General features: G+C 44.5%; 13 protein-coding genes and 4 other annotated features. Of the genes, 2 read left to right on the forward strand and 11 right to left on the reverse strand.

What is annotated here, in order from left to right; translation table 11 throughout:
* On the forward strand, window positions 1-361 hold a 361-nt coding region (locus J7J00_RS22985; protein WP_214794894.1), incomplete at its 5' end, for a hypothetical protein.
* Here J7J00_RS22985 and thrS read toward each other — a convergent pair.
* Window positions 358-2,265 (reverse strand): threonine--tRNA ligase, encoded by a 1,908-nt coding sequence (gene thrS / locus J7J00_RS22990; RefSeq protein ID WP_396020603.1) that lies wholly within the window; start codon window positions 2,263-2,265, stop codon window positions 358-360. The genes J7J00_RS22985 and thrS overlap by 4 nt on opposite strands.
* A gap of 60 nt (window positions 2,266-2,325) precedes the next feature.
* Window positions 2,326-2,547: a binding site (T-box leader), on the reverse strand.
* A 30-nt stretch (window positions 2,548-2,577) separates the two neighbouring features.
* Window positions 2,578-2,799, reverse strand: a binding site (T-box leader).
* Between the two features lie 34 nt (window positions 2,800-2,833).
* Window positions 2,834-3,057: a binding site (T-box leader), on the reverse strand.
* 30 nt (window positions 3,058-3,087) lie between these two features.
* Window positions 3,088-3,311, reverse strand: a binding site (T-box leader).
* A gap of 121 nt (window positions 3,312-3,432) precedes the next feature.
* On the opposite strand from thrS, the gene J7J00_RS22995 reads away from it, so the two are divergent.
* Window positions 3,433-3,708 carry a hypothetical protein gene (locus J7J00_RS22995; RefSeq protein ID WP_214794898.1) on the forward strand — a complete coding sequence of 92 codons (276 nt, stop codon included), beginning with the start codon at window positions 3,433-3,435 and terminating at the stop codon, window positions 3,706-3,708.
* Window positions 3,709-3,752: 44 nt separating this feature from the next.
* On the opposite strand, the gene J7J00_RS23000 is transcribed toward J7J00_RS22995, so the two are convergent.
* The 10 genes from J7J00_RS23000 to J7J00_RS23045 all read right to left on the reverse strand — a co-directional run bounded on the left by J7J00_RS23000 (window position 3,753) and on the right by J7J00_RS23045 (window position 13,000).
* Window positions 3,753-4,358, reverse strand: a complete 606-nt coding sequence (locus tag J7J00_RS23000) for a DUF7010 family protein (protein WP_214794900.1) — start codon at window positions 4,356-4,358, stop codon at window positions 3,753-3,755.
* Between the two features lie 286 nt (window positions 4,359-4,644).
* Window positions 4,645-6,108 (reverse strand): amino acid permease, encoded by a 1,464-nt coding sequence (locus J7J00_RS23005; RefSeq protein ID WP_214794902.1) that lies wholly within the window; start codon window positions 6,106-6,108, stop codon window positions 4,645-4,647.
* A 115-nt stretch (window positions 6,109-6,223) separates the two neighbouring features.
* Window positions 6,224-7,549 carry a peptidase gene (locus J7J00_RS23010; protein ID WP_214794904.1) on the reverse strand — a complete coding sequence of 442 codons (1,326 nt, stop codon included), beginning with the start codon at window positions 7,547-7,549 and terminating at the stop codon, window positions 6,224-6,226.
* Window positions 7,550-7,560: 11 nt separating this feature from the next.
* The gene (locus J7J00_RS23015) at window positions 7,561-8,742 is read right to left on the reverse strand and encodes a thiolase family protein (RefSeq protein ID WP_214794907.1); all 1,182 of its coding nucleotides are present in this window, start codon (window positions 8,740-8,742) and stop codon (window positions 7,561-7,563) included.
* 19 nt (window positions 8,743-8,761) lie between these two features.
* Window positions 8,762-9,424: a 3-oxoacid CoA-transferase subunit B gene (locus tag J7J00_RS23020; RefSeq protein ID WP_214794908.1), complete on the reverse strand. Its 663-nt coding sequence runs from the start codon at window positions 9,422-9,424 to the stop codon at window positions 8,762-8,764.
* A complete protein-coding gene (locus tag J7J00_RS23025; protein ID WP_214794909.1) occupies window positions 9,409-10,107 on the reverse strand; it encodes a CoA transferase subunit A in 699 nt (232 codons plus the stop codon). Before J7J00_RS23025 ends, J7J00_RS23020 begins: the two co-directional genes overlap by 16 nt.
* 10 nt (window positions 10,108-10,117) lie before the next feature.
* A complete protein-coding gene (locus J7J00_RS23030; protein ID WP_214794910.1) occupies window positions 10,118-11,485 on the reverse strand; it encodes an aspartate aminotransferase family protein in 1,368 nt (455 codons plus the stop codon).
* A gap of 75 nt (window positions 11,486-11,560) precedes the next feature.
* Complete coding sequence (locus tag J7J00_RS23035) at window positions 11,561-11,791, reverse strand: ferredoxin (RefSeq protein ID WP_214794911.1); 231 nt, start codon at window positions 11,789-11,791, stop codon at window positions 11,561-11,563.
* A 13-nt stretch (window positions 11,792-11,804) separates the two neighbouring features.
* Window positions 11,805-12,668, reverse strand: coding sequence for a putative beta-lysine N-acetyltransferase (ablB, locus tag J7J00_RS23040; RefSeq protein ID WP_214794912.1), 864 nt, complete (start codon window positions 12,666-12,668; stop codon window positions 11,805-11,807).
* Window positions 12,669-12,733: 65 nt separating this feature from the next.
* Window positions 12,734-13,000 (reverse strand): YokU family protein, encoded by a 267-nt coding sequence (locus J7J00_RS23045; protein WP_214794913.1) that lies wholly within the window; start codon window positions 12,998-13,000, stop codon window positions 12,734-12,736.
* Between the last annotated feature and the right edge of the window lie 2 nt (window positions 13,001-13,002).

Raw genomic sequence — 13,002 nt, forward strand, 5'->3', positions numbered from 1 at the left:
GGCGGTCACGGCGGCGGCCAGGGCGGCGGTCACGGCGGCCCGGGTGGTAACTGTTTCCAGCAGTTCATTCAGGGCGTTGGCTGGGTATGGATTTGTAGATAGAAAAAGACAGCCGATTTATTCGGCTGTCTTTTTTTATCCAAACCTAATCCAAGGAGCATTTAATCGTGAGTTTCGCGCATTTACTCGTGAGTTCCGCGCATTTACTCGTGAGTTTGCATTTACTCGTGAATTCCGCGCATTTACTCGTGAGTTTGCATTTACTCGTGAGTTTTGCGCATTTACTCGTGAGTTTTGCGCATTTACTCGTGAGTTTCGCACATTTACTCGTGAGTTCCGGATTAGGCTGATTTCTTGTTAGATGCTGCGTTCTTTTATTTGCTGGGCCATTTTCTTGATGAACGTTTCTATTGCGACATTTTCAACTTCTTGTTCCCCGTATTTCCGGACATTCACTTCATTTTCTTTCTCTTCTTTATCTCCAAGAACCAGCATATATGGGATTTTCCCCAACTGTGCTTCCCTGACTTTATACCCCAGCTTTTCATTCCGATCATCAATTTTCACTCTTATGCCTTGATTCTTCAGTTCTTTTTGAACCTTTAAACAATAATTCAAATGAACTTGTGAGATAGGGATGATCTGTACTTGCACCGGGGCAAGCCATGCCGGAAAAGCACCGGCAAAGTGTTCTATCAGGATTCCAAAAAAACGATCGATCGATCCAAAAATGGCACGATGAATGACGACCGGACGAACTTTTTCATTATTTTCATCGATGTAATTCAGATCAAATTTGTCGGGCATTTGAAAATCAAGTTGGATTGTTGCACATTGGTGGCTTCGTTTTAATGCATCTTTTATATGAAAATCAATTTTCGGTCCATAAAATGCTCCGTCCCCTTCATTTACTTGATAATGTATCCCGATGCTTTCCAGAACATTTTTCAAGGCTGTTTCAGAAGCTTCCCAAAGGGAATCATCGCCCATTGAATCCTCTGGACGCGTCGAGAGCTCCACGGAATACTCGAATCCAAAAGTGCGGTACACCTTATCAATCAGATGAAACACTTGTTTAATTTCGCTCTCGATTTGATCCTGCCGAACATAGATGTGGGCATCATCCTGACAAAATGTACGGACCCGCAGCATCCCATTCAAGGCACCGCTATATTCATGACGGTGGACTTGACCGAATTCGGCCATCCGGATTGGCAAATCCCTGTAAGAATAAAGACTGTTTTTAAAAATAAGCATATGACCGGGACAGTTCATTGGCTTCATCGCGAATTTTGTTTGATCCACCTCAGTGAAGTACATATTCTCATGGTAATGATCCCAGTGACCCGATTGTTCCCATAACCGCTGATTCATCATGAAAGGAGTCCGAACTTCGTCGTAATCAGCTTCAGTCTGAAGCTCCCGCGAGAATTTCTCCAATTCATTTCTAACGATTTGCCCTTTCGGTAAATAAAACGGCATTCCAGGGGCTTCCTCCGAAAACATGAATAACTCCAACTGCTTCCCTAATTTACGGTGATCGCGTTTGGCCGCTTCTTCCAGGAATTCAAAGTATTCCTGTAGATCCTTTTTCTTTCGGAATGCCACGCCATACACCCTTTGAAGAACTTCATTTTGATTGTCTCCCCGCCAATAGGCACCAGATACACGAGTCAATTTGAACGATTTTACAAATGATGTGGATGGAAGGTGCGGCCCTCTGCAAAGATCGACGAATTCCCCTTGTTGGTAGAGCGTTAATTTTTCACCATTAGGGATGTTCTTTGCTATATCCAACTTGAATGACTCCCCTCTGCCCTCGAATAACTTCACAGCTTCTTCATAAGTCACTTCGATCCTTTTGATTTCCAGATTTTCACTTATGATATGTTCCATCTCTTTTTCAATAGCTTGTAGATCTTCTGAGCTTAAAGGATGGTCTAACTTAAAATCATAGTAAAAACCATCTTCCACGACTGGCCCCATTCCCAATTCCACATTTGGGTACAATCTTTTCATTGCCTGCGCCAAAACATGCGCCGATGTATGTCGTAATACTTGCAATCCTTCATCCGAATCCAGAGTCATGATCGATAGTTTGACATCATCATTCAGCTTGTGACTTAGATCAACCAGTTGCTTATCCAGCTTTCCTGCTACTGCCTTTTTCCTTAAACTTGAATTGATGGAACCTGCCACACTTTCCACTGTCATCCCTTGCGGATATTCCTTTTGCTGCCCATCCGGGAATTGAACTTTAATCATTTTTTCACCCATCACATAAACACCCCTTTTTAAGTAATAAAAAAACGCACTCATCCCTAAGTAAGGGACGAGTGCGTTTACCCGTGGTTCCACCCAATTTCCCATAAGCAAGAAACACTCATGGCTCTGGAGCTTGTAACGCAGCTTAGACGATATCAGTTACTCTTGTTCACCGATATAGCTCAAAGGCGGTAAATCATTTCCCTAAGCCAGGAAGTTCGCAGCTGCCCTTCCTTCTCTGAAGACTGTAAAAATGATTCATGTCCTTATCATGGCACCAATTATAATAATAAAAAACGCACCCATCCCTAAGTAAGGGACGAGTGCGTTTACCCGTGGTTCCACCCAATTTCCCATAAGCAAAAAACACTCATGGCTCTGGAGCTTGTAACGCAGCTTAAACGATATCAGTTACTCTTGTTCACCGATATAGCTCAAAGGCGGTAAATCATTTCCCTAAGCCAGGAAGTTCGCAGCTGCCCTTCCCTCTCTGAAGACCGTAAAAATGATTCATGTCCTTATCATGGCAATAATTATAATAATAAAAAACGCACCCACCCATCCCTAAGTAAGGGACGAGTGCGTTTATACCCGTGATTCCACCCAATTTCCCATAAGCAAGAAACACTCATGGCTCTGGAGCTTGTAACGCAGCTTAGACGATATCAGTTACTCTTGTTCACCGATATGGCTCAAAGGCGGTAAATCAGTTTCCTAAGCCAGGAAGTTCGCAGCTGCTCTTCCCTCTCTGAAGACCGTAAAAATGATTCATGTCCTTATCATGGCAATAATTATAATAATAAAAAACGCACCCATCCCTAAGTAAGGGACGAGTGCGTTTATACCCGTGATTCCACCCAATTTCCCATAAGCAAGAAACACTCATGGCTCTGGAGCTTGTAACGCAGCTTAGACGATATCAGTTACTCTTGTTCACCGATATGGCTCAAAGGCGGTAAATCAGTTTCCTAAGCCAGGAAGTTCGCAGCTGCCCTTCCCTCTCTGAAGACCGTAAAAATGATTCATGTCCTTATCAATGCTTCTGAAATGTAAATGGATTTTTATATTGTTATATATATTACAATATATTTCCATAAGTGACAACCTCAAATTTTTTAATTTCATTGCAAGCACCGAATTGGTATAATTAGTAAAAAAGGAGTCTCTATGAAACGTTTAAGCAATTGGTCTATTGTATTTGCAGTGATTGGTACACTATCATTTTGCTGTTCCCTTGCTTTACCAAAAGCCTCCGGGCAGCTTATGTTTTCGGGATTCGGTGCGTTAGTTATTGGTATGTTATGCAGCTTCGGGGCCATGTATAAAAATGAAAAAGGAAAGTCGAAATTTTTGGCTGTGGCTGCATTCTTTCTTTTAAGTTTCATTCTCGTTTGGAATGAACCATTTCAAATTGTCAGGCTCTTGTCCTGGATGAAAAATTAATCAAAATGAAAAACCCGTTTGCCATGACGGGGTTTTTGATTGGTTCAATCTTCATCGGCTATCGTTCGATTTGATTTCTTTAATCTAAGCCATAGCGTTAGTCCAGTGGACCAAAGAATTAGCGCGCAGCCAAAGCCGAGCAAGGATAACGGTGCAAGGATTTGATGCTCCCCAAACATGACAGTATCTGGCACAATAAGCAATGTGATAAGCGCCAATAAACAGAGAAGCACCCCTGTTGCATAGTAAACCTTGATTTGGAAAAGTGACGCCAAAGGTAAAAAATGAATCCCTACAATAATGGCGATGACTCCCGGTATAAGATCGGTCTGATCGATCAAGTTACAGACGGCAATGGCAATCCCAATCAGTAACCCTTCGGCAATGAAGACCATATTAAACAAAAATCCGATACGCTTCAGACGCCTAGCTCCATTTTCTGAAACTTGATTGGACATTTTTTGTGATGCATGAATTAATGAAATGCCGCTGATAACCATTATGATTCCTACGAATATGGCTGCGAGTTCCACGTAGGGAAACCCCCACCCCTGCAATCCCATTATACCGGTACCTGCCCACAGTGTACCGAAGACCGCCATGAAAATGACTCCAATTCCAGAACCGCGATAAGCCTCTTTCATCCTCATTTTCCTTTCATCCACAGTAATATAAGTACTTAGATTAATAGTATTGCACACCTTCCCCAATTATTCAGTTATAAAAAATGAGTTATTACAAAAATTACCATAATACGAACTCTAATAGATAATTGCCGCTTTCGTCGATATATTTCTATTTTCGCAGATATATTTCTATTTTCGGAGATATATTCTAATTTTCGGAGATATATTCCTATTTTCGTCCGATATCGTCTAATTATAGTCCATAAAAAAACCTGAGTCCCCAAAGGGCTCAGGTTTTTATCTATTCATATCAAGCCACATCTGATTTATCAAATTGACAATCTTTTAATGATATTAATTTGGTCTTGTGATAAATCTTGTATCCTAACCAGATCGCCAGAAAAAGCGGTAATCCGATATAGGAGACGGCGATGCCATACCAGTCGATGCTGCCGCTTAGGAATGCTTGATAGTTCTGCCCTGCAATGACACCCATGCAAAGGACGAATGATAGAATCGGACCGAGTGGAAACCATTTTGCTTTATATTTCAATTCGTTCAAATCACCACCCTGTGCAACATAGGCACGTCTAAAGCGATAATGGCTTATGGCGATTCCAATCCAGGCGATGAAGCCGGTTAGCCCGGATGCATTCAATAGCCATGTAAATACATGGTCCCCAAAAATGGATGTCAAGAAGGCGAGCCCGCCAATTAATGCCGTTAAAATCAAAGCATTCATCGGAATTCCCCTGCGATTGACTTTGGCGAGGAATTGGGGAGCTTGTTTATCTTTCGCCATCGACCATAACATCCGCGTTGAAGCATATAGTCCCGAGTTACCTGCGGATAGTAAGGAAGTCAACACGACAGCATTCATGACGGATGCCGCGAATGCAAACCCTGCCCGTTCAAAGACAAGTGTGAAAGGGCTTACAGAAATGTTTTCGACATCCCCGTTCAGCAAACTTGGACTTGTATACGGAATCAAGAGGCCGAGTATCAGGATGGCCCCGATGTAAAACAAGAGGATGCGCCAAAATACTTGGCGGATCGCATTCGGAACATTCTTTTCGGGATTCTCACTTTCCCCGGCAGCAATACCAACCAGTTCCGTGCCTTGAAAAGAAAATCCCGCGATTAGAAAGATAGAGATGATGGATAAAAATCCTCCCTTGAATGGTGCCTCCCCCATTGTGAAGTTTTCAAATCCAATCACCTTTCCGCCAAACACCCCTAAGATCGTCAATAATCCAATAATGATAAAGAAAATGATGGCGACGACTTTTATTAAAGCAAACCAATATTCAGATTCACCATAGCTTTTAATGGATAGGGCGTTGAGGGTGAAGACGATTCCAAGAAATAATGCACTCCATATAAGGCTGGGTACATCAGGGAGCCAGAATTTCATGATGATGGCTGCTGCAGCTATTTCCACGGCAAGAGTGACTGCCCAGTTAAACCAATAATTCCAGCCAAGTGCAAAGCCGAATGCGGGATCAACAAAGCGTGTGGCGTAGGTGGAAAATGATCCCGACACAGGCATATATGTCGCCATTTCCCCTAAGCTCGTCATAAGGAAATAAACCATGATTCCAATGCAGGCATAGGCAGCAAGGGCACCGCCGGGCCCTGCGCTCTGGATGGTTGCCCCGCTTGCCAGGAATAATCCGGTTCCTATTGAACCGCCAATGGCAATCATGGTCATATGCCTTGCTTTCAGTTTCCTTTTAACTGTCGGTTCTTGATTATCAATGAGATTCATGTCCATATGATTCCTACCTCATTTTCTTTTAAAGTTAAAAGTTCAAGAAATAAAAGAGTTTTTAACAACCGCTTTGTGAAAGTCTTAATAGTTCGCTCCACTTGCTGGGATACTATCCAGTTTAATTGCCATTGCCTGGTATCGTCTCCCTATTCCCGGCCTGGGTGACCCCATCATGCTCAGGCTCCATTCCACACCATTGAATTAATGTAAGGGCAATGATTTCGGCTGTGGAGAACACGTTGTCGAGCAGGATGTATTCATTTGGATAGTGGGCAACCTCGGTTACTCCTGGCCCGAAAACGATTGCAGGCGTTTCACCGACATGTGTCAGCAATCCTCCATCCGTTCCCCAAGGGGAGGCTTCAATGACAGGATCCTGTCCGGCAACTTGCCGATATTGATGAACAAGCGCATTCATCAGTTCATGCTCTACATCAATTGCTCCTGGAACCCAGCGTGCCCCGAACCATTCCAATACGGGCGGGTTTTCCTTGAACCATTGGTCCACTTCCCCCAGCTGCAATAACCAGGCGGCCATTTCATCCTTCGCCTGCTCCATCGTTTCCTCCGGCGCAACTCCCATCCTTCCTTCAATTTTCACAAGGTCAGGGACGGATGACGGCCAATTACCGCCTTCAATGACACCTAGATTGATTGGAATCGGAATAGGCGTGTTCTGATAAAGCGGATCACTGACACGTGCATTTCGCTTTTCTTCCAAGGCACGAATATGATTGATGACGGTCATGCTTTTTTCAATCGCACTAACGCCTTCATACCTTGTTCCTCCATGGGCTGACCGTCCTTTAACATGGATTCGGAACCACATCGAACCCTGCTGTTTCGGGAAGATCCTCATATTCGTCGGTTCAGGGATCAGGGCGGCATCTGCTTTATATCCCCTCAGGACGGCCGCCAATGTTCCGGCCCCGCCGCTTTCTTCTTCAATCACACTTTGAAAAATGACATCTCCTTTTAATTGGATGCCATTTTCCTTCAATGCCTGCATCGCAAGGATCAGCGATACATTTCCACCCTTCATATCGGTTACACCGCGACCAAACATTCTTCCATTTTTAATCGCTCCACTATATGGGTCGTCGTCCCACTGCTCCCGGTCCCCATCCGGAACCACATCGATGTGTCCGTTCAAAATGATGGAACGTCCGCCTCCAGTCCCTTTCATGATACCTACCACATTGGGGCTGTTGGAAAATTCACTGCGTGGAGAATAGAAATAAGAATGCTTTTTCAGCTCGCCGCCGTCAGGTTCCCAACTATCGATCTGCAAACCCATTTCCTGCAGCTTTTGGGCGACGATGGCCTGTGCTCCTGCTTCATTTCCTTGCGTACTTGGGGCTTGTACCATTTTTTGCAATAGGTTTGTTCCTTCTTCCCGATGATCCTTGATCCATTGGTTTATCCGTTTTTTTATATCCGGCACATTTATCCTCCTTAATTACACATATTCTCATAGATTACTGAAAGTCCCATTCCACCTGCCATACACAACGTTACCATTCCGTACTTAACTTGTGAACGCAACATTTCATGCATCAGTGTGACTGTCAATTTTGCACCTGTTGCTCCTACAGGGTGACCAAGTGCAATTGCCCCTCCATTGACATTGACAATATCCGAATTCAATTCTAACTCCTTGATCACTGCAAGTGCTTGGGCAGCAAAGGCTTCATTAAGTTCAATCAGTCCGATATCCTCTAACGATAGACCTGCTTTTGCTAATGCCTTTCGAGTCGCTGGTACGGGTCCAATCCCCATAACTCCAGGTTCAACTCCTGCACTGGCGAAAGCCTTAATTTTCAAGAGCGGTTTTAATCCCTTTTCTTCTGCTTGCTGCTTGGACATTAATAATACAGCTGCAGCTCCATCATTCATAGGACAGGCATTTCCTGCCGTAATGGTTCCTTCATTTTTGAATACTGCTTGAAGACTGGCTAGTTGATCGAGATGAATGTCCTCGCGTACCCCTTCGTCATGGTTGAAGATTTGAAGTCCTTTTCGATCCTTGATTTTAAGCGAAATAATTTCTCTATCAAAGCGACCCTCTACTATAGCTTTCCAAGCCTTCTTGTGGCTTTGATAAGCAAATTGATCCTGTTCTTCACGACGGATACCGTATTTTTCAGCCAAGCGCTCGGCAGTTATTCCCATATGCTCATTTCCCAATGAACATATTAATCCATCTGTCAGCAGAGCATCCTCCATCGTTACGTTTCCAAATTTACCGCCCCATCTATTTTTCACGATATAAGGTACGTTGCTCATGCTCTCCACTCCGCCGGCAATAATGACGTCTTCTTGACCAGCAGCGATCGTTAAAGCAGCGTTGGTAATGGCCTTTAAACCTGATCCACATGCTTTGATTACAACGTGGCCTGGGACACTGTGTGGGAAACATGCCATCTGCGACGAAATTCGGGCCGAGTTAAGTCCGCCTCCGTGGACATAGCCATGTCCGAAAATAACTTCATTGACCTTTTCTTTACCTAACCCAGCATTCTCCATTAAACCTTCCAATACTTGACGGCCCAATTCGGTAGCTTTAACATTCCGGAGTGATTTCCCAAAGGATCCAACTGCAGTTCGCGCTCCAGCAACGATGACAACCTCATTCATGCTTTTTTCCTCCTCTTACCTATTCAATGGTGTTGACAGCAGCATGGATTTTCAACGTTGCCTCCGTATTCCTTAGCACATCATCCACGGTATAAGGCGCCATGACTTCTTTCAGCACCAATCCTTCTTCTGTAACTTCCATGACAGCCATATCCGTAATGATTAAATCCACACTCTGCCTTGCCGTCAATGGAAGCGTACATGCCTTCAATATCTTCGATTCACCCTGCTTATTCACATGATTCATCAGGACGATCACCTTTTTGGCTTTCTGGGCAAGCTCCATTGCCCCGCCCATACCCGGCACCCGCTTTCCTGGGACGATCCAATTCGCCAAATCCCCTTTTTCACTGACTTCCAGGGCTCCAAGGATGGTGATGTCGATGTATCCTTTCCTGATCATTCCAAATGCTGTTGCACTGTCAAAATATGAAGCTCCCATTACAGTGGTGATTGGGAACCCACCCGCATTACAGAGGGCAGGATCTTCTTGCCCGGAATCAGGGCTTGGCCCTGTACCGAGAACTCCGTTTTCTGCATGGAACAGCACATGAATATCTTGAGGTATATGGTCGGCCACCAAGGTAGGGATGCCAATGCCTAAATTGACGATCAATCCGTCATGGATTTCCTTGGCGGCGCGTTTCGCGATGCGATTTCGTACATCTACTGCCATGCCCATTTCCAATTCACCCCTTTTGTCGGAATCACCATATCTACATAAATGCCTGGTGTGGCAATACATTCCGGATCCAATTCGCCTGCAGGAACGATTTCCTCCACTTCCGCAATCGTGAAGGTTCCAGCCATCGCCACCAGCGGATTGAAGTTACATGCAGTCTTGTCGTACACTAAATTCCCCAGCGAGTCTGCCTTTTTGGCATGGACGATGCTGACTTCAGCCGTCAAAGCCGTTTCCACCAAGTATTCTTTTCCTTCTATCACCATCTTGTCCTTGCCTTCTTCGGCTATCGTACCAATCCCGACATCGACAAAAACCCCGCCTAAGCCTACACCGCCAGCACGAATCCGTTCGGCTAATGTCCCTTGCGGTGAAAATTCGACTTGCAGCTTTCCTTCCGTCATGAGCCTGCCGGCATTAGGATTGGAACCGATATGCGAAGCGATCACTTTCTTCGCCCTTTCAGCAGTCACAAGCCGGCCAATGCCGATGTCAGGGAATCCAGTATCATTGCCAATCAAGATCAATTCCTTGACGCCCTTGTCAAGGATACCCTGTACGAGTGTCGGAGGGGTCCCCACCCCGCCAAACCCGCCATACATGATTGTGCATCCATCGGAAATATGCTCCAATGCTTCTTCCATGGTCACAATTTTGTTTTTCTTCGTAATGACCTGCTTCATATCGTTCCTCCTATATAACCTGCATGTCCTCAATCAAACCTTCCGTGTGCAATTCTTGCTGCAACTCTTCGAGGGAAGCTTCCAGTATCTTGACGAGGGTATCGATTTCTTCAGTCGTAATGATTAATGGCGGAGATATGATAACCGCATCGCCAGCGATTCCTTCAATCGCACCTGCAGCAGGATAGATTAACAGCCCCTTAGCAAAAGCCTTATTGACAAGCCTTGTAGTCAGGCCGATTTGCAAGTCGAATGGCGTTTTTGAAATTCGATTGGAGACAAACTCAAGCCCAAGGAGCAGCCCTTTCCCTCTTACATCACCAATGATGTCGAATTTCTCAGCCAATCCTTGCAGCTTCTTAAACAGATATTGACCTTTCTCTTCCGCAGCCTGGACCAGTTCATTTCCCTCAATGTAGGAAAGCACTTCCAATGAAACGGCAGCAGATAGAGGGTTTGCACTATATGTGTGTCCAGCCATGATTGATTTCGAGCCTTTTAAAATGGGCTCCATGACACGGTCAGTAACCATTGTGGCTGCCATTGGAGTATATCCTGCGCTCATTCCTTTACCCAATGCAATGATATCCGGAGTGACTTCCCAGTGTTCCATCGCGAACATTTTTCCTGTCCGGCCAATTCCCGTCATTACCTCATCGGCGATAAAAAGAATGTCATAGTTTTCGCAGATTTCCTTAATCCTTTGATAGTAGCCATCCGGCGGTGTTACAGCACCAGCGGATGCTCCGATTATGGGTTCTGCGATGAAGGCGGCGATATTCTCGGAGCCGACCCTTTGAATGGCTGTCTCCAGTTCATTTGCACACTGAAGCTTGCATCCTGAAGTTTCATTATTATAAGGACAGCGATAACAGTAGGGAGCCGAAATGCTAGGAAAATCCTCCAATAGCGGAACAAAACGCTTTCTTCTTGGTACATGGCCTGACATCGATAAAGCGCCCATCGTGATCCCGTGATAACTCGTCCACCTGGAGACAATGCGATTTTTTCGCTCAAACCCTTTTTCTTGCCAATGTTGAATCGCGATCTTCATCGCCGTTTCGGTCGCTTCCGATCCACTATTCACGAAAAATGACCAATTCAAATCCCCTGGAGCCAACTCACTTAGCTTTTTGGCCAATGCCTCTGCGGCTTCACTCGTAAAATGAGACCTATATGCAAAAGAAACTTTGCGGGCCTGCTCCGTCATTGCGTCGACAACATCTACTACACCATGGCCAATACTTGCTGTGACCGCTCCTGATGATCCATCTATATACTGATTTCCATCTATATCATAAAGATAAATTCCATTCCCATGAGAGATAGTGGGATAGTCATGATCTAAAGTAGGCTTAATCAAATAATTGCGTGTCATGTCATCTCTCCTTTTAACGTTCGTACCCACTGCTCATTATCTATTAATCAATTAAGTTCTTAAAAGAAACCGATTCTACCAACTAAAAGGTTCATCCTGAATCAGGATGGATTCGGTAGGGCAGCCTTCCATAGCATCTTGCATGTCATCTTGCAGGATTTCAGGAACTTCGGCAATCCCCTGATTATCGTCCAAGATGACGAAAGCGATCCCTTGATCGTCATAGTCATAAATCTCAGGACCTGTTGAACCGCATGCCCCGCACGCAATACAGGTTTCTTTATCAACCCATGTGTATTTAGCCATAGAAACAATCCTCCTACTTGACGGATAAATCTTTACCCCAAATATTCATATCCTCATACTTATCCCAAATATTGCAATTCTTCGTTAATCTGCCTCCATATTCATATCCCAGCTGATGAAAGACGGCGTTCATGCCCATTGACAATGATCGCGCTAATGAATAAGAGCAATAAATGTTTTTCCTGAACAATTCTTGTTCCAATGCGGAGATGAGCACCTTCATGAAACCATGCTTCCGATGTTGGGGAATCGTTGCACAGTCCGTTAATTCAGCATTGTGATACATCTCATTCACTTCAGCGGATGCAGCACTCACGATTGTTCCTTCATATTCGATAACACTAAAGATCGTGCCTTCCTCCATCACTTTCTTGATATATCGCTCATCATTCATCGGTGTAGGATAGGTTTCAAAAATGGCACCATATAACTTCGCCAGCTCTTCTGCATCTTCAACCGTAGCAAACCGGAGGATATAATCCTCAGGTATTTGCTGGGATTCCATCACCCTAGGAATCCTACTTACATCTTGGATGACTTTATCTTCCTTGACCCAAAAGTCGCTTGTTCGCCTTTCATCCGTTAAATAGAAGGCCATGCAATAGGCATCATTCCCTTTGAAATACTTGCTCAATATGCCTTCCAGCATGAATCCTTGACCCAATGCCGCTGATAGATCTTCATTTCTGGCTTTAAGTATCACTTTAGTGAAGCCCTGCTCCTTTGCGATGGCAAGGGCCCGATCGATCGCTTTTTTGATATTTCCCCGATAATCATCCATGCGTAAGCGCTGATTGGCATGATCATGATAGAGTTCCATCGTATAACAATCCCCAGTCTCCACCTGGGTGAAAAAAGGCAGCTTTTGAACTGGCATTATGTACCCCCCTTATTTAAAGAATTCGGGAGAAGAGATGCATATCATCCGCTTCTCCCGGCATTCTATTTCCAATTGAATAATTTTTGGATAGGTGCCTGAAGAAGCTGATCATACGTGAACTCATCAGGATATTCACTCAGATCATATATAGATAAGGCTTCATCCACCTTTTGATTCATCGAATCGGACACATAGATTCCACACTCAGGACAGTTCACGGCTGGAACTTGGAGGACTTTTATAGAGCGTTTCCCGTCAGGCATGATCCAGTAACAATCCTTCTTTTCACTTTCTTCCACGTTCGGGGCGTTGCACCACAAGCAATCCATCT

The sequence above is a fragment of the Bacillus sp. ISL-4 genome, from assembly GCF_018613275.1.
Taxonomy (GTDB): domain Bacteria; phylum Bacillota; class Bacilli; order Bacillales; family DSM-1321; genus Peribacillus; species Peribacillus simplex_E.

Coding starts and splice junctions, on each gene's coding strand:
- J7J00_RS23025 (WP_214794909.1), bottom strand. CDS start 10,107: ATGAAGCAGGTCATTACGAAGAAAAACAAAATTGTGACCATGGAAGAA.
- J7J00_RS23015 (WP_214794907.1), bottom strand. CDS start 8,742: ATGAATGAGGTTGTCATCGTTGCTGGAGCGCGAACTGCAGTTGGATCC.
- J7J00_RS23005 (WP_214794902.1), bottom strand. CDS start 6,108: ATGGACATGAATCTCATTGATAATCAAGAACCGACAGTTAAAAGGAAA.
- ablB (WP_214794912.1), bottom strand. CDS start 12,668: ATGCCAGTTCAAAAGCTGCCTTTTTTCACCCAGGTGGAGACTGGGGAT.
- J7J00_RS23045 (WP_214794913.1), bottom strand. CDS start 13,000: ATGGATTGCTTGTGGTGCAACGCCCCGAACGTGGAAGAAAGTGAAAAG.
- J7J00_RS23000 (WP_214794900.1), bottom strand. CDS start 4,358: ATGAGGATGAAAGAGGCTTATCGCGGTTCTGGAATTGGAGTCATTTTC.
- J7J00_RS23020 (WP_214794908.1), bottom strand. CDS start 9,424: ATGGGCATGGCAGTAGATGTACGAAATCGCATCGCGAAACGCGCCGCC.
- J7J00_RS23035 (WP_214794911.1), bottom strand. CDS start 11,791: ATGGCTAAATACACATGGGTTGATAAAGAAACCTGTATTGCGTGCGGG.
- J7J00_RS22995 (WP_214794898.1), top strand. CDS start 3,433: ATGAAACGTTTAAGCAATTGGTCTATTGTATTTGCAGTGATTGGTACA.
- J7J00_RS23030 (WP_214794910.1), bottom strand. CDS start 11,485: ATGACACGCAATTATTTGATTAAGCCTACTTTAGATCATGACTATCCC.
- thrS (WP_396020603.1), bottom strand. CDS start 2,265: ATGATTAAAGTTCAATTCCCGGATGGGCAGCAAAAGGAATATCCGCAA.